Origin of the sequence: Vibrio sp. TRT 2004 (assembly GCF_050113735.1) — a bacterium.
In the GTDB taxonomy this organism is placed as follows: Bacteria; Pseudomonadota; Gammaproteobacteria; order Enterobacterales; family Vibrionaceae; genus Vibrio.
Genome location: NZ_JBNJOH010000018.1, coordinates 60,429 through 76,814 on the forward strand (window position 1 = coordinate 60,429; position 16,386 = coordinate 76,814).

General features: G+C 42.5%; 19 protein-coding genes and 1 pseudogene. 13 read left to right on the forward strand and 7 right to left on the reverse strand.

The genetic code is table 11. From position 1 onward, the window contains the following. The first annotated feature begins 183 nt into the window (after positions 1–183). A complete protein-coding gene (locus tag ACQEXR_RS09555; protein ID WP_427020213.1) occupies positions 184–564 on the forward strand; it encodes a VOC family protein in 381 nt (126 codons plus the stop codon). A gap of 35 nt (positions 565–599) precedes the next feature. Here the strand turns inward: ACQEXR_RS09555 and ACQEXR_RS09560 are convergent, their stop codons facing one another. Further along, a complete protein-coding gene (locus tag ACQEXR_RS09560) occupies positions 600–1,895 on the reverse strand; it encodes an alpha/beta fold hydrolase (protein ID WP_427020214.1) in 1,296 nt (431 codons plus the stop codon). Between the two features lie 221 nt (positions 1,896–2,116). Between ACQEXR_RS09560 and ACQEXR_RS09565 the strand changes: the two genes are divergently transcribed. The 7 genes from ACQEXR_RS09565 to ACQEXR_RS09595 all read left to right on the forward strand — a co-directional run bounded on the left by ACQEXR_RS09565 (position 2,117) and on the right by ACQEXR_RS09595 (position 8,091). After that, a complete protein-coding gene (locus ACQEXR_RS09565) occupies positions 2,117–2,965 on the forward strand; it encodes a pirin family protein (RefSeq protein ID WP_427020226.1) in 849 nt (282 codons plus the stop codon). Positions 2,966–3,387: 422 nt separating this feature from the next. After that, positions 3,388–5,025, forward strand: a complete 1,638-nt coding sequence (locus ACQEXR_RS09570; RefSeq protein ID WP_427020215.1) for a methyl-accepting chemotaxis protein — start codon at positions 3,388–3,390, stop codon at positions 5,023–5,025. A 380-nt stretch (positions 5,026–5,405) separates the two neighbouring features. Further along, on the forward strand, positions 5,406–5,618 hold the full coding sequence (cspE, locus tag ACQEXR_RS09575) for a transcription antiterminator/RNA stability regulator CspE (protein WP_138971670.1): 213 nt from the start codon (positions 5,406–5,408) through the stop codon (positions 5,616–5,618). 372 nt (positions 5,619–5,990) lie between these two features. Next, positions 5,991–6,140, forward strand: a complete 150-nt coding sequence (locus ACQEXR_RS09580; protein ID WP_427020216.1) for a hypothetical protein — start codon at positions 5,991–5,993, stop codon at positions 6,138–6,140. A gap of 13 nt (positions 6,141–6,153) precedes the next feature. Further along, positions 6,154–6,354: a hypothetical protein gene (locus ACQEXR_RS09585; protein WP_138971672.1), complete on the forward strand. Its 201-nt coding sequence runs from the start codon at positions 6,154–6,156 to the stop codon at positions 6,352–6,354. A gap of 299 nt (positions 6,355–6,653) precedes the next feature. After that, positions 6,654–7,247, forward strand: a complete 594-nt coding sequence (locus tag ACQEXR_RS09590) for a LysE family translocator (protein WP_427020217.1) — start codon at positions 6,654–6,656, stop codon at positions 7,245–7,247. A 19-nt stretch (positions 7,248–7,266) separates the two neighbouring features. Beyond that, positions 7,267–8,091 (forward strand): helix-turn-helix transcriptional regulator, encoded by an 825-nt coding sequence (locus tag ACQEXR_RS09595; RefSeq protein WP_138971674.1) that lies wholly within the window; start codon positions 7,267–7,269, stop codon positions 8,089–8,091. Between the two features lie 111 nt (positions 8,092–8,202). Here ACQEXR_RS09595 and ACQEXR_RS09600 read toward each other — a convergent pair whose 3' ends face one another. From ACQEXR_RS09600 to ACQEXR_RS09610, 3 genes are all read right to left on the reverse strand, one after another. After that, positions 8,203–8,496 (reverse strand): hypothetical protein, encoded by a 294-nt coding sequence (locus tag ACQEXR_RS09600; protein WP_427020218.1) that lies wholly within the window; start codon positions 8,494–8,496, stop codon positions 8,203–8,205. A gap of 427 nt (positions 8,497–8,923) precedes the next feature. Beyond that, complete coding sequence (locus ACQEXR_RS09605) at positions 8,924–9,055, reverse strand: hypothetical protein (RefSeq protein ID WP_427020219.1); 132 nt, start codon at positions 9,053–9,055, stop codon at positions 8,924–8,926. After that, positions 9,052–9,471 (reverse strand): pyocin activator PrtN family protein, encoded by a 420-nt coding sequence (locus tag ACQEXR_RS09610; RefSeq protein WP_427020220.1) that lies wholly within the window; start codon positions 9,469–9,471, stop codon positions 9,052–9,054. The genes ACQEXR_RS09605 and ACQEXR_RS09610 overlap by 4 nt, the downstream gene beginning before the upstream one ends. 194 nt (positions 9,472–9,665) lie before the next feature. Here ACQEXR_RS09610 and ACQEXR_RS09615 point away from each other — a divergent pair, with 194 nt between their 5' ends. After that, positions 9,666–10,358, forward strand: coding sequence for a helix-turn-helix domain-containing protein (locus tag ACQEXR_RS09615; RefSeq protein WP_138971677.1), 693 nt, complete (start codon positions 9,666–9,668; stop codon positions 10,356–10,358). 337 nt (positions 10,359–10,695) lie between these two features. Next, entirely contained in the window at positions 10,696–12,051 is a 1,356-nt protein-coding gene (locus tag ACQEXR_RS09620) for an RES domain-containing protein (protein WP_427020227.1), read from the forward strand. A 36-nt stretch (positions 12,052–12,087) separates the two neighbouring features. Here ACQEXR_RS09620 and ACQEXR_RS09625 read toward each other — a convergent pair whose 3' ends face one another. Further along, a complete protein-coding gene (locus tag ACQEXR_RS09625) occupies positions 12,088–12,432 on the reverse strand; it encodes a hypothetical protein (protein ID WP_427020221.1) in 345 nt (114 codons plus the stop codon). 269 nt (positions 12,433–12,701) lie between these two features. Here ACQEXR_RS09625 and ACQEXR_RS09630 point away from each other — a divergent pair, with 269 nt between their 5' ends. From ACQEXR_RS09630 to ACQEXR_RS09640, 3 genes and pseudogenes are all read left to right on the forward strand, one after another. Next, positions 12,702–13,349 carry a hypothetical protein gene (locus ACQEXR_RS09630; protein ID WP_427020222.1) on the forward strand — a complete coding sequence of 216 codons (648 nt, stop codon included), beginning with the start codon at positions 12,702–12,704 and terminating at the stop codon, positions 13,347–13,349. A gap of 2 nt (positions 13,350–13,351) precedes the next feature. Beyond that, the gene (locus ACQEXR_RS09635) at positions 13,352–14,476 is read left to right on the forward strand and encodes a helix-turn-helix domain-containing protein (protein WP_427020223.1); all 1,125 of its coding nucleotides are present in this window, start codon (positions 13,352–13,354) and stop codon (positions 14,474–14,476) included. A 335-nt stretch (positions 14,477–14,811) separates the two neighbouring features. Then, positions 14,812–14,973: pseudogene (locus ACQEXR_RS09640) on the forward strand (IS4 family transposase); the annotation flags it as partial. A 28-nt stretch (positions 14,974–15,001) separates the two neighbouring features. Here the strand turns inward: ACQEXR_RS09640 and ACQEXR_RS09645 are convergent. Next, the gene (locus tag ACQEXR_RS09645) at positions 15,002–15,505 is read right to left on the reverse strand and encodes an ImmA/IrrE family metallo-endopeptidase (protein WP_427020224.1); all 504 of its coding nucleotides are present in this window, start codon (positions 15,503–15,505) and stop codon (positions 15,002–15,004) included. Next, positions 15,502–16,098 carry a hypothetical protein gene (locus ACQEXR_RS09650; protein ID WP_427020225.1) on the reverse strand — a complete coding sequence of 199 codons (597 nt, stop codon included), beginning with the start codon at positions 16,096–16,098 and terminating at the stop codon, positions 15,502–15,504. The genes ACQEXR_RS09645 and ACQEXR_RS09650 overlap by 4 nt, the downstream gene beginning before the upstream one ends. Positions 16,099–16,386: the final 288 nt, after the last annotated feature.

Sequence of the window (16,386 nt, forward strand, 5' to 3'; positions counted from 1 at the left end):
ATGGTAGACAACTTATGTGGCAATATTTGTTTGGATTCCGAACTGGGTAAGGGGACCACGTTTACAGTCACCCTACCTGTTAGCTCATGAGTGAGAAAATGAGCATTATAGCCTTAGCCAAGGTAGTGGAGAGTGATAACTGCGCTAGATTTAGAAGGGAACTTGTAACGGTTAGGTGACAGTATGCAAATGAATCCGGTTGGTTGGTTTGAAATCTATGTGAATGATATGCCGCGAGCGAAAGCTTTTTATGAAGCAGTACTTGAAACCTCATTGGAGCATCTCGAAGATGTCGCCAATATGGGGGTCGAGATGTGGCTGTTTCCCTCTGATATGGAGCAGTATGGAGCATCTGGTGCGTTGGCGAAAATGGAAGGCGTCGTAGCGGGTGGCAACAGTACTATGGTCTATTTCTCATGTCAGGATTGTGCGGTCGAGGAATCTCGTGTTGAACAAGCGGGTGGCAAGGTAATGAATAGCAAATTTTCCATCGGCCCGCATGGATACATTGCCATAGTGGCTGACACGGAAGGCAATATGATTGGCCTCCACTCAATGAGCTAAAAAAACGCCCCCGATGTGAGTCGGGGGCGTTAATTTTAGTTGATAGTTGCCGCGGTTTGATGACCCATAGCAATGAGCGTATCGAGGATCTTTTCACCATCGGCACGCAGTCCGTTGTGCTCGTACTCGTTGGTAATCCACGCTTGTGAATTTGGAATCTTTGCCAAGGTTTCACGACTAATGTCCATTTCGACGAACATATCATCAGCGTATACCGCGCAGCTCACAGGTACTTTGTTATTGGCAAGCACATCCGCATGGTACAAGGGGGCCCAATCCTGTTTTGCTGCCAGTTGTTCTGCTGCTTGTTTGAGTGGTTTCAGGCAGTGGTATTGGTCGAACATCCACGGAAACACCATCTCGCCGGTAAAGTAGAATGGTTTACCTTTCGCGTAGTTAAACTCATCACGAGTTTGGCGAATACGATGGGCACTCCAGTTTGAAGCAAAGCCCTGACAGTAGATCGACTCATGCAAGATGGCGTAGATAGGATTGGTCTGGAAACCTTGTTCCATCAACATATTATTTAGGAACTCGTAACGAAGTTGTGGTTTGCCATTCACCTCAATCAAAGCATTTTCGAGCGCATAGTAAGTTGGCAGGAAGGTATCACTCATGCCGAAGTTGATACCAATCTGCTGAAATTGCTCAACCGTGAAACGCTGCCCGTTGGGCAGAAACTCATCGTTCTCAAGCAGATGGTCGGCAATCTGCTTACACAGTTGCTGCGCTTGCGGAAACTGTTTGAAGAAAGCTTGGTTCTTTTCCATCGTACGCTTGAACGTGGCCTGATACACCTCGTCAGGATGACGGTGAATAGATGGCACACCTCCAGTGATGTAGCTACGAGAAAGGCTTTCAGGGAACAGTGACAGGTAAGTAAGTGAACAAAAACCACCAAAGCTCTGACCGAGAATCGCCCACTGGTTAATACCAAACTGTTGACGAATAAATTCCGCGTCACGAACGATATTGTCTGCACGGAAATGACTTAGGTACTCAGCTTGCTGCTCTGCCGAGAACGGAGCCAGAGTTTGATGGGTGATCACAGAACTATTGCCGGTACCGCGTTGATCGAGGAGTAACACTCGGTACTCTTGTAGGGCACGTTTTACCCAGCCATTGTGACCATTCTGGCGTGGAGACGGGAACCCCGGTCCACCCTGAAAATAGACCAGCCAAGGCTTAGTGCTGTCGCCATCGGCGACCAGTGATAGTTCACGAGCAAAGATTTCAATTGTCCCTTGTGCGCTGTCTGCGTAGTTTAAGGGTACTTGGAAATAGTGCGGAATGTATTTAACACCAGCATCAATAAATGGGTGAGCTTTCATAATTATTATCAGGACTTCCGTGACTTGTGGATGGCGTATCTTATCCTGATGCGGAACAGATACCAATCGCTGTTTGATGAGTGAGGCATGTGTTCAGTGTCAGCTAGCCGCCAGTGTCTAGCTGTACTCATTCAAATTTTTCAAACAAGCTGTTCGCTTCTGCCCTCTGTATGAAAGGCATATCGCTCTCTAAACTACACCTATCAAGTTATCGGGAGGCGATCATGGCGAATCGAGTAATCAAGCAAATTATCCGCACTCATGCGACATCTGATGGTGATGGTGTGAAAATCCAACGTGTCGCTGGGTTTAACAATACACAATTTTCACCATTTTTGATGGTCGATGAGTTGAAATCGGATCAACGTAAAGACTATGTCGGTGGATTTCCTCCACACCCACACCGTGGCATTGAAACCCTAACCTATATGCTCAAAGGCCACTTTCAGCATCGTGATCATATGGGAAATGTTGGTGAACTTCGCAGTGGTGGTGCGCAATGGATGGCGGCGGGTCGTGGCGTTATCCATAGCGAGATGCCCATTATGGAAGAGGGCGATTTGCACGGTTTTCAAATTTGGATTAACCAGCCTGCCCGAGACAAAATGAAACCCGCGCAATATTTTGACTTCCAACCAGAAACCATCACTGAACATAGCGGTGATGAACTTGGATTGCTGCGGGTATTAGCTGGAACCTTAATTGCCAATGGTGAGATGTTAACGGGGCCGCTAGACAGAACAGGGGTGGAACTGAGTGTTTCTGATTGGCGTTCTGAGCAAGGACAGCAACTTTCAATTGAGGTGCCAGAACACTTTAACATGATGGTTCTTAGCTATCAGGGCTCTGTCGCTATTGATGGTCAGGTAGTCAATCAAGGTGAACTCGCTCTGTTGAGCAAGGGGGACAAGGTGTCTCTGACCAACCTCGCATCGGGTGGGGTACTGATCTTTTCTGGTCAACCGATCGATGAGCCTGTTGTTCATTATGGGCCTTTTGTCATGAACAGCATGGCTGAAATTGAGCAAACCATTCGTGATTATAACGCTGGTGTGTTTGAAACCTATTAACTGAACCTTTGTGACCGCCATTCGGTCACTGAGTAGCAAAACGAACTATCCACTGCCAGTTCTTTTTGTCTTGCCACACCTTAGGGTGTGGCTTTTTTCATTTTTCCGAATGGGTTGTCGAACTTAGGCTATTGAGCATGTCTGAGATTGATATAGTTTCACTTTGCTGCTTTGTCATACAAAACTTTTCACATTATCAAACTCACCCTTCTACTTTAATTAATTATATTTTCATAGAGTTAAATTGAGGCTTGTATTATTACCCGTTAAAACATAAGAAATTCATGGTTCAGCCGCACAAACTACTCATTTTGCTGCTACCGTTATATTCATAAAGTAAATCCAATTAGCTTATAACCGTTTGGTTTCAATGGTTTTGTTAATGGGATAATAATAAATTTAATTGGTTAGGGAATATCAGTATGTTAAGTAGGAAACTAAAAGATGTATCTATTGCTGTTAGAGCTTGGTCGATACTTGGTTTATTTGCGATAGGTTTATTCGCTAATACTTTTATTAATATAGATACATCTCGTGATCATATGCGCGAAAACTACGAGCGAGGAGTTGAAACCTTAGTTCAAAGTGCTGTAAGCGTTATCAAACATTACCAACAACAAAGCGAGACTGGCGCATTGAGCACAGAGGAGGCTCAGGCTCGTGCTTTGGAAACCATTTCTGCGATGCGATTTGATGGTGGGAACTATATCTTCGTCGGAGACCGGGATGGTTATCAACTGGCGACCGGAGTTTTGTCTCTTCTCGGTAAGAACATCATGGAACTTCAAGATAGTACCGGCGCCTACTTCGTCAAAGAGATGTATCAAACAGCTCAAAATGGTGGAGGTTTTGTCGACTATCGGTGGAAAAATCCAGATAGCGAGACTCTTGCGCCAAAAACAAGTTATGCGGTGATGGTTGAACCATGGGGGTGGATGGTTGGATCTGGGGTTAATATGGTCGCCTTGCAAGCGGTGACTTATCGAGCCGAGGTAACTTCAATCAGTTACGCGATCAGTATTTTAGTCGTGTTATCACTTGTGGTTGGCTATTTCATTAAAACCATTACTTCACCTTTAAAGCGTACTTTACGAGCAATGAAAACCCTCTCTCAGGGGGAGGGGAATCTAACACAACGCCTACCCGAAGAAGGCAGCAAAGAACTGATTCATTTGGCACGTTATTTCAACCAGTTCGTTGCCTCAATTCAATCGATTATGCTCAATATTAGTGATGCGGGAACACAAGTATCGAAATCAGCCACTCAATTGGCTGACTCGGTACACCATATTGATGACAACTTGATTCAACAGCAAAATGATGTAGATATGTTGGCGACAGCGATGACAGAAATGCTCGCTACCGTTGAAGAAGTGGCAGGAAGAACGGCCGAAGCGAACGAAGCCAGTCGATTTGCAGCCAAAGAAACACAAAACAGCCATACCATCATTAAAAACAATGTCACCGAGGCGAATGAGCTAGCGGAACAAATCGTCTCGGCCGCCCAAGTTGTGCAGAAACTCGCTACCGACGCGCGTAATGTTGATACGGTTCTTGAAGTGATTCGTGGTGTCGCGGAGCAGACCAATCTGTTGGCACTCAATGCGGCGATTGAGGCAGCGCGCGCTGGTGAGCAAGGTCGTGGCTTTGCCGTGGTTGCTGATGAGGTGAGAACGCTGTCGCAGCGTACGCAAGAGTCTACTCTGGAGATTCAAAATATTATAGAGAAGCTACAAGCGGGCGCTGAAAATGTCGTAGTGATAATGAATCAGGGTACAGACAAAGCGAATAAGGCTTCGGCGTTATCCACTCAAGCCGGACAAACGCTCGACAAGATTAACCAAGAGGTTCATACCATTGAAGAGATGGCGCAACATATTGCGACCGCCGCAGAGCAACAAACGGCAACGGTCAATGATATTAACCGAAATGTGATCAGTTTAAGTGACATGGCGGTTTCGGTGTCGAGCGAGTCTGCGCAAATGGCGAGTTCAGGTCAAGAGCTTAGACATGTTTCTGAAAATCTCATGAATATGATCAACCGCTTTAAGCTGGCGTAGCACCTAATGAATTAAGGCGTTTGGCTGAACTCTTGATGATGGAAAGTCAGCTAATCGCCTCTCATCTCGATATCCGTTTTACCGCAATTATTCTGACAATTATGCTGAATTGAAATGCACAGGGCTTAACATCTTGCGTGATTTGATGTGTTAACTCATTGATTTTGTTTGATATAAAATTAAATGAAGAAATACATATCTATTATGTGCACATAGTGTATAGTGTCGTCAGCTCAAACGGTGAGCTATTAATAATATATTTAGTTCAAGATCTTCTCAGTTTTTCGATTAAATTCGTCATATCTATCCTGCGATACCTTTTTCTTCATTCCTTATTTAGTAGCTTTCTTTATAATTCATTCAATGTATCGAGATATATTATGTCAAATAAAACAACTGGCTCAGTTAAATGGTTTAACGAAACTAAAGGCTTTGGATTTATCGCTCCTGACAACGGTGGCGCTGATCTATTCGTTCATTTCAAATCAATTGTTAGCGAAGGCTTCAAAACACTAGCTGAAGGTCAAAAGGTATCTTTTGATGTTGAGCAAGGTAGCAAAGGCCCACAAGCTGGTAATGTTACTTTAGTGTAATTTCTTTCTAAAAGATCTCCCTCTTAGTGGAGATCTTTTTTCTTCAAATTCAATAAGGAGTCAGATGACTCGAAAAAATAATCGCAAGACATATTGGTATTATGTTCTTCGTGAACAGAGAACAATCAAAGGACATAAACCTAATTGTTCGTTATAAAATTTTGTCTTCATCATGGTGAGATTTCTTGGTCTTCTCCCATACATCAGTTGAACAGCGATGTACTAAAACGTCATATTCTTCCTAGATTAAATACTAGCGATTTTGACCTGAGTTTTTCGTTTTGTGAACTTGAAAGTTCTGGTCAAATTAAAGATTCGTACGGGAAGGTTTTGGGCGATTTTTATATCCAAAATAGAGAAGGAGATTGAGAATTGAAAAAGCCAGCGAAGGGTACTACCCCCAAACCGGACAAAGGTAAAAACACTGGTTCGGATGAAAGTTCTAACAATATTCATAAGATCAGAAAAAGAATTGAAAACATATTGCTAGAACGAGAAGAGAAAAAACTTTGGGATCTATAAGGTAAGAAGATATATGAGAAAACCTGTTAAAAAATCAAGCAAAAAAGCACAGAAAAATAACTTCGAAGAACGATTTGCTGCAATGGTAAAAGAGTATCAAGAAGCGAAAGAAGTTCTCGAGTCTATGACGGAAGGTTCTTCGGAGTATCTTACTCATAAAAAATTATGTGATAAGTTATTTGCAAATGCTGAGCGATATATTAATAAAAATTAATCGCTTAAAATGGGTTGATTGTATTCTCACTAAGCCTGCGTCTTAGTCGTTCACAATAGTTAACTTCATCTATGTTTATCGAATCTTGATAATCATTGACTTACTCTTGTCCACAAATCACTTACGCGGCGACAATGACCTGTGTTCGCCTAACATAACCGCCATTGCCAGTTAACGTGTCAGTGGTTTCTCATTCAGCTACATCCAGTAGGCCCTTTAGTTTCTTTAGATACTGCAATATCGTTCAATAACTCTCTGGTGCGATTGGTTACCTTGGACAGGTAATAGAGGAGAACACCATGAATAGTATATTGATCGCGATGCTCGCTTTTGCCTTTGTTGGGGCCGCCACACCGGGGCCAGTAAATCTTTTGGCGACAACCACGGCTGTTCAAAGAGGAAGCAGGGAAGCGTTCAAATTGGTCGTCAGCGCGTCATTGGCTTACGCGCTGGTCGTGTTTTTGTCTGGCAGCGTGATGCACCTCCTAGTCGAGGTGATGCCAGTACTGGAAGTCGGACTGCGTTGGGTGGGAAGCTTTTTCTTGTTGTATCTTGCCTATCAGATATTTACTGCACCTGTGAGTCATTTGACTTGCACTGAGGCGAGTAGCTCTGGCTGGTGGCTTGGGGCCGTCACCCAAATACTCAACCCTAAAGCGTGGCTGGTTGCGATGTCTGGCGTCAGTTTATATGTCGTCGGTCAGGTAGATCAGCAGCAGTGGTTATGGGCGTTTACTACCGTCTCTTTAGTGTGCTGTTTAGCGGGTGTAGGGCTGTGGGCTCTGACCGGCAGTGCTTTTGCTCGCTATTTATCGCAACCTAACAGACAACGCATTTTTAATCGTACTATGGCGATTATTCTAGGTGCATCTGTTAGCATGATTTGGTATTAGGAGCGCAAAGGAGCTGCGCATGAAGATAGATAAAAGTGCCAACTTCAAACAGAGCACGGTATTACCTTGGATTGAGTTACGTATCGCTAACCAAAGCACCGCCTGTTATGAAGCGCATTCTCATGATGAGTTTTCATTTGGCATCATTCAGCAAGGGCGTGCGGATTATCGTAATCATCAAACAACTCACCACATTGGTAAAGGTGACATTGTGACCATCAATCCGGCCGATGTTCACTCGTGCAACCCCGAAGCTGGCACCTGGTCCTACAGTATGTTGTTTGTTGATACCAAACAGATGGGAAAGGTTCAGCAAGAGATCCTAGGCCATCACCGGAGTGGTTACAGCGATGATTATACTCCTTTTTGTCATCCACTTGAGCGTGAGCCTCGTATTAAGCAAAGCTACTTAGCCCTGTTTAATGACCTTCAACGGGAAGCGAGTCAGCTTCAGGTTGAGTCGCGTCTGTATGATTTCGTTGCAACTGCATTTGGTACAAGCCTGATCCACAATAAGCAATCACCCTCATTACAGCTAAAACGTGTTCAAGAGAAGTTACTTGATGATGTTTCTTATTCACATCAGTTGGAGCAATTGGCTCAAGAAGCACAGATGAGTCGATACCAGTTACTAAGAGCGTTTAAACATCATTTTGGCCTGTCACCACACGCTTACCTGATGGATGAGAAGATCAAACGCGCTAAGGTGATGCTTAAATCTGGGCAAGAGATTGCGGACGTCGCTTTAGAGCTCGGCTTCTCCGATCAAGCCCATTTCCAACGCCAGTTTAAGAAGAAGATAGCGGTCACGCCGAAGTTTTATCAGTCGCATTTTTTCGATTGAGTGCTGGTGAAGATGCTAAGCAATGCGCGCTGCGCAAGTAGAAAACGTGCCCGTTCTGTTTTAGAAGGATCGGGATTGACCATGCCTGCCATATCTTCACTCATAATTCCCTCAACTTGCCGAACTCACGTTGAATGTGAAAATGTGCTCCTCTTTCAAGAACATCATTGCTTCCTGAAGGGTAGGGAAGAGCGCTAACTCCTTGCCATGCGATAGCAGATAGATGGCCTCACAGTGTGCCGGGCTAAACACCGAAATCGCCCAGCCTAAGAAGTCACCCTTGGTATCAGACTTAATGAACACGCAGGGAGGGTGGTGAACCACACTGTCTAATGCGCGAGCAACAGCGCAGAAATCCTTGGCAACCAAGCCTCGCTCGCTGGAATGTATTTTTGAAACTTTCATACCGCTGTAAGCTCCTGTGCATCCATTACAATGTAACTGCCAGCCTGTTCAACTGCCGACTCTAACGAGTCAAACTCGCCAAGCGGAGTGACTTTGGGTTCAAAGGTCTGGCTGTGGCGCTTGAGGGCGACATCACCAAATAAACGAAGGGCGAAATCTCCCCTGCGAGAATGGAGTTGTTTAGAGCGCGTTTAATGAAGCTTTTTGCCTCGCTACTTGGCGCAATATGAGCGGTAACTAGGTCAAGCTTGCGCAGCATATTTGCTCGTAGGCGATAGGTGTTGGCTATCTCTGTGAGCTCATTGCGGTGACGTTGGCGAAACAAGCTGCATGTCTTGTTGTACTTATGTTGTACATCCGCCAAAAAGACGTACATTGTTTGGTTTGCTTCTATATCAGATACTCTCTACAACGCGTAAGGGTTCAGTTAGCCGAGCTGAACCATCGCTTCGCGGGCGGCGATTACCGTCACCGCCACCATATTGATCAGCGTCTTTTCTCTAGGGGGCGCTACCGTGACATACGGACAAGCTATGGTGGTTATGAATGGTTGGTTCATAGTTCGTCCCTCTTACTAAATGGAGCGGCATCATTCATTGCTTCCTTACCAAGCTCTTTCTTTACTTCTTTAAGGCGTTTTTTACGTTTATTGCGTCGGACTTGCCTTTGATTTTGATGGAGCCATTGCCACTTCTGGACAATCTGCATCTCTTCATCGGAAAGTTTGCCTTGAATAGTGAACTCATGCTTGGCAGCGCGAATACGTAAATCAATCAGATCAGCGAGGTCATCAAGGTGAACCATAAACGGGCTGCGTTTGTGATCTTCCATTCGGAAAGTGGGAATTGGTAAAGACTGGCTGTTTGCTTTGCCATTGGCGGTTTCGGCGTTGATATGGAAGAACTCTTCGCAAATATCGCCCAACGCTACAATCGGTGTGCCAAAACGAGCATGGAGTGCATATTTTGTATTCATAATCAGTGCCCTACATCACTACACGCCGAGACGAGCATGTGATACATTGGTGAATCGGTGTTAATCGGTCTAAAACCACATTAAGAATTGCTGTTTATGTGGATTTTCTCGAATTATCTAGAGTTTTCTCGGATTTTGTTGGAATGATAGATCGGAATAATAAGATTGGTCAATGTTTGTTTTAAGGGTTTTTCGTGCGCGAATGGTTTAAAACTTCGGATTTACAGGGAATAGCTGGGTTTCCAACGACCCCTCAAGGTTTCAGTCAAAAAGCTAAAAAAGCTGATTGGATATCCCGCAGAGCTAGCGGAAGAGGCGCTGGGCTTGAATATCACATCTCAAATTTTGATGAAGAAGTGATTGCTGAACTACGCGCAAAGTATGGTGATGACGTTATTCCTGATAATGTGACGGAAATCGCAAACGTAAAAACCGTGAATGCCGTCTCTCAAATTGAAAATATGTGTGCTGTTCCCGTCTATAACGTCTATGCAGCTTGCGGTTTTAGCACATTGAACGATGCTGAGTTTCAACTTCGCACTGAGTTCCTACCATGTGAATGGCTAAAGCGTTTCGGATTAACAGAAGAAACCGCCAGAATCATTATCTGTCACGGCGACTCAATGGACGATACCTTAAGTGATGGCGATGAGGTTCTTGTCGATATTCGAAGATTAGAACACCCAGTTAAGCACGGCGTGTACGTCGTTCGTATCGGTAAACATGTCTACATTAAACGTCTGAAGTACAACATTATGGCAGAAGGCTATGAAGTCATCTCAGACAACAAAGAAGAATATGATTCTTTCATCGTGAACGAGGACAAACTCAACGAGTTCGCGGTGATAGGAAAAGTCGTCACAACCGTCATGAAGGCGGTGGTGTAGGGTTTGATAAAGCCACCTGTTAAGCATGTGGCTTTTTTGTTTAACTTAGGAAACTGCACATCAATACTAAATTTTAAGTGCCTTATTCAAGGCTTGTCTGTTTTGATGTTATCGCGTGACCCGTATTGCTAAGTTCACTCTGATTTCTTTTGGACAAAGTGTGTTGGTTACTTTACTAAAGTAACAATCAACTCACTACCTTTTGTGCATCTGAGATTTTCTCTAATACAAGAAAAAATGTATAATTACAGCCACTTAAATTACAAATCAATCCACTGATATGCCGAATAAAAATATTTGTTTAGAATGTATAGGAAACACCTACCTTTACAGCCAAATGGAAAAAAATAACGACGAGTTATGTAGCTATTGTGGAGAGTCTTTTCCGTGCATGACTTTCGAGGAGCTTCTAGATGCTGTTAAGACTGTCTTTATCCAGTATTACTGTATCACGCCTTCTGAGCCTGAAGCTTGGGAGTCTGCCTACATGAATGACAAAGAGTATGATGGGGATGGTTGGTTCCGTGATGGAATGAACTTATCCACTACACTCGGCGATTTGTTAGAATGTCCAGAAGAATTAATTTCGGATTTGTGTAACGCATTAGATATCAACGAAATATGGGAAATTGAGGGCTTTAACGAATACGATGATGAGCCACATTTTGATATGTCTATTAATCGAGATCATAATTGGGAAGACAAATGGCATGATCTGGAGCAGTCAATCAAAAATGAAAGCCGTTTTTTCAATCAAGAAGTGGAAGAAACATTAGATACAGTATTTGCTGGATTAGATTGTTTAAAGACTAATACTGGAAAACCGGTGGTTGTGTATGCAGGTCCGCAAAGTGAGCATATTCAAAGCTTATTTAGAGCCCGCGTTCATAGTAGTGAAGATTCATTAAAAGGAACTTTAGCGTCTCCAGAAATAGAGCTGGGTCCGCCACCTGGTAATTTAGCCAGTGCCGGGCGAATGAATCCGCGTGGAATTTCCGTATTCTATGGTGCTCTAGAACAGCAAACAGCAATTACAGAAGTCAGACCACATGTTGGTAGTTTCGTCGTTGTTGGAAAGTTTGACCTTATAAAACAACTTCGACTTGTAGATTTGTCCGCCTTACAAGAAGTTACTAGTGACCGCACTGATCTATTTGATCCAAAAACATACCACTTGGAGCAACAAGCCATCTTCTTAGAGCGGTTGAGTAAAAAGATTTCGAAGCCTATACATCCTCACGAAGCTGAAATAGAGTATATTACAACGCAAGTTATAGCAGAATATCTATCAAAGTCGTTCGACGGCTTAATTTTCCGTTCCGCCCAAAAATCTGATAAACAACATAATGTAGTTTTGTTTCATTCTTCATCTAGGGTTAAGCCAGTTTCTAGAAAGACAGATGAAGAGGTAGATATACATCTATATCAGCCACTTATGTATGGTGAGTCAACTCTCTCTCCTAGGGTTGTAACATGGAAAGTTAAACCATCAGATTCAGCTTCCCAAAGACAAAAGAAACTACCTTACTTGTATGATGATACAGACCTAGGCAATTTCACTGATACTCGCGAGAGCACGCTGGAACTCGATAAAAACAACCTTTTTGTCACTGAAATTCAAGGCATTGAATATGAATATAGTGAAGCGAAAGTAGACCATAGTTTTTATGATAAAAGTCAGCTTGAGTTCTAATCGAGCTCTTAGAATGTCAGCCCCTTTAGCCAATGGCTAAAGATTTGCAAAAATGCCTTTCAAGTCAGCAACCGTTGTTGAGTTGTTTACTTTAGCTACCATGACACCTTTGAAACTATCCTTTCTAATTTCAATAGTGTCATCACCATGCTCATAACGGAAAGCATACCTCTGTGAATTAGTCGTAAACCATAAAATATTTCCAGTGGCGCCTTTACTTCCCCTAACCTGAATGTCGGAATTATCATCCATTTTCAAGACAATTAAACCAAGTAGCGGATAAATCACTTCGCTTACATTAGGAGCATGGTGCTCTGACCGTTCAACAACACCAAAAAAATACTCTTTCAGCAATTCAACCTGATTAACCTTTACTGCCATAATTCCTCCAAGCTTACGTATTAGCCAAGTGCTTACCAGGCGCCAAGTTGTCGTTTTTCTCCCCTCTATAATGCAGTCTTTTTCATATTAGCTCAACGGATAATCGATAAGTTATGCCAGATTAGAAAGAGTACCTGAAGCCTTAGTCGATAGTTTAGCGGCTTGCTTGACATATTTTCTATTTTCACCACAAGCGCGCTTGACAAAACAACAAAATAGGCAGAAACTTGCTTGACAAAACCAACATTTCACACAAAAGGTTAAACTTGATGGCAAACAAAAAACCGTCTGATTTTGTAGACGCTTTCACTAATGAACGACTTACAATTATTGCTCAAGCACTATTAGAACAATGCTACGAGACTGATGATGATCTACAGTCAGACTTTGATTCTGGTTATTCTGTTGGATGCACGCGTTTTGACAGGCAGAAAAACCGACTTAAGCAAATGGCTCTTGAGTACTCTTGGCTTGATATTCACGATGGCTCTAATCGTCTAGTGATGAAAATTGAAGGCGCACCTTTTCGCTTCACTCGAGACAACTACCTAGCACCTAAAAAGCGGTCTTCTACTGCTGTTTCTGATACTGAAGCAATTCAAATAGAAAAGTTTGAAAAAACGCAGCAATTAGCTTTAGACCTAGGCGATGAAACGAGAGATAATGATGAATATGTCATTAAGTGGCGTTTCTTTGTTGATGTGGCTGAAGACCAAGAAATCTCACAGCGAGACTATGAAATCTTCTTCGTTGGATTTAATGCGATAGACCAACCAAAGTGCGTTTGGTGTTTATCAGAACATCGTTCATCGGTTATTACTTCAGTCGACGATACGAGACCTGAAAAGGTTGTTACTAAAGCACCGAAGATCACATTACCTAAAAGCGATGAAAGCAGAAAGCTTTCAGATGAATAGCAATGAAAAACTTTACAGATACTACTAGCAACTTTTTTGGAAACAACCTGAAATTAGCCCGTATTCTAAACGGGCTAACTCTTGCTGAACTTGCAGAGTCTATTGGTACATCCAGACAATATGTACACCAATTAGAAACTAGTTCAAGAATGCCAACAGAAGAACAAACAAATAGCCTAGCTAAGTTTCTGAAAGTGAAAGTTGACTTTTTCTCGGTTATTCCAACTGGGGTTTTAGATGATACTAGCATTCACTTTAGAAGTAATAGAACCGCTAAGCAGTCTTCAAGAATACAAGCGAAAGTTAACGTTGCACTGTTTATTAGACTTGTAGACTTATTAAGTAAATACGTTAATTTTCCTGAGCTTGATTTCCCAAGTGAAGATGGGTTTACCACCAACAATGATATTGAACGTATAGCAGAGAAGTCACGTGCACACTGGGAACTGGGTTTGGGTCCTATTGACAACATGACTCGAGTTGCTGAGTGTGCAGGTGCAATAACAACAACATTTTCAGGTGTTTCTGCAGAAGTAGATGCCTTATCAAGTGTAATTAAAAGGCCCATTATTGTAAGAAATGATGCTAAAGATAGCCCTGGGCGGTTGAGGTTTGATATTGCACACGAAGTCGGACATATCATAATGCACCAAGATATTGTGACAGGTTGTAAACACACGGAATCACAAGCCAACCGCTATGCAAGCTCTTTCCTCTTACCCAGATCTTCTTTTGTTAAGGAGTTTAAAATTGGCTCTAGAATGGATTGGAGAATGGTTTCGGCATTGAAAGAAAGGTGGGGGGTAAGTAAGGCTGCAATATTGTACCGAGCGAGACAATTAGACCTTCTAACCGAAAGCCGCTACAAAGGGCATGTGATTACATTAAGAAAGTATGAAGCGAAAAAGGAAAAAGATGATCACCTTATTCCTCTTGAACATGCTGAATTAATCCCTGATGCAATAGAAAATTATATGATCGCATATGGTAAAAATCTCGATGACTTATTAGATGAGCTGCATGTTGATATTGAACTCTTAAATCAGATTTTGGATTTTGATCTTTCTAAGTATCAAAACCTCCCACATTCAAACCAAGTCGTACCTATTTCTAGATTCAGAAAGTAACCTTGTGGTAGTCATGTTTGAGTGACTGCCGCTTAACGCTAATTTGACTTTTCTTGAACCGTCTTACTTTCTCGGAAGGCGTCCATATGCATTTAAACGATCCGGGCTCATCATCTTTAGCAGCGGATATTCGTGCTTTTGTTTTTAACTAAGAAATCTGCGTACTTGAACCTTATCGACCTGATTAAGTTCAAACAGCTTCACGTCGATGGGTAAGGGGATTGAATCTTTGGCATAGTCTTCATTTTTCTGGTCTATTTCACCAATCCAATAGGTTTCCCTTAGTGAGCTTAAAAGGACATGAGCTTAAAAGGACACACACCTAAATCAACGGGTTGGAGTCAGCGGGAACAATCCCTAAGCGCATTACTCACTTGCAAGAGGAGGCGATACACCATGTCTTGCCCATTAAACGAGAAGAGCGGATATATCCGAGAGCAATAAAACCAAAGGCAAAGAAATACCCCAATAAAAAGAAAGCCAGTCAGCTTAACTGACTGGCATTAGCCTATTGGCTCCTTTTTACTACCAACTATTTAGATGGATACCTAAATTTTGTAAACGGTAGCTTAAAGCTGACTCTGATACTTCTAGTCTGTTTTGGATTTCATAGAACCCTAAACCTTGGTCTCTCCAAAGCTTAATAAGCTCCTTTGGCATTAACAAATCAGCAGCAAATGCGTTTGCTTCTGTTTCCTGCAATTGGCCAATATCTAAATTATCTAGTCGCGTACCATCAGAACGGTAAGCTCTGTTATCACCCGTGCCTTTACCCAATAAGTGTCTGTGCAAGTAGTAGTGGCCGAGTTCATGGGCGATAGTAAAGCGTTGCCTCACTCTTGCGTGATCCACGTTATAGGCAATTTTAAATCTGTATCCATCGATAAGCTCAATATAACCTGATTCATGATCGGGCATTACTTCTGGTATACAAGCGATTCCAAGACTAGAGCAAAACTTTTCTACATCAGCAGGCCAAGTTAGTTGGTAGTGCTTAAATAGGTGTGGCATAGTTTGTGGTACTCTCATAAATGCTCCCCCCAGTCGGCATCGTTTGGTTTTGGAACTGTTGTCGCTTTTTGTTCCTGCGAAGTTTGAGTCGATTTATATTCTTTCATTAAATCCTCAACTTTACGCAAAATCATGCCTTTGGCATCCTCTTCAACAAACTTACGAATGGTTTGATTGGCTATAGCTTTTGCATGTTCTTCAGAAATCTCTGACGCTACCTTTTTGGCTACGTCATTCGCAATGTTGTTAGCGCTTTGTTTTGCGATAGTTGTTGCGCAGCCATGAGCAACTTCGTTGGCAATAACTTCAGACTTTTCCTTTATACTAAAAAAGCCGAAAACAGCAGATAGCCCAACGATTACTCCTAAAAATGCTAAGCACACGCTAACAAGATCTAAGCGTCCAAGTTGGTAAGCTATTGCAACAGAATCGCATGATTGGGGGTTACTCTTACAAAAATCACCTACTTTTTTAATGTCGTATGCAAGCAAGTCGCTAGCAACAAAATAGGTAAGAATAACCAAACATATAGCTATGACTAGCAGTAGCCCTATTACTATTTTGATTCTGCTTTCCGATTTCGCTTCGTTTTTAGCCGTCATTTTATCCAAATTTCAATGGTATAAACAGAGTCGCTATTATGCTTTTGTAACATAGAGTGTCAATATCATACACGCTATTGAGCATATCTATATGCTGTAAGCATACATTGAACACTGTGCATTTGTACAGATGTTGATGAGTGGAAAGAGTAAAAAGGATCCATTAGGCTAATGCCGATCAGTTAAGAGATAAATGATCGGTTGAACGATCCTGCAGATGGCTTATAAAGGCTCTAAGTTTCTATAACTTTGAGCCTTTTATTTTGCAATTAACTACAGCCCTAACACTCGCCAATC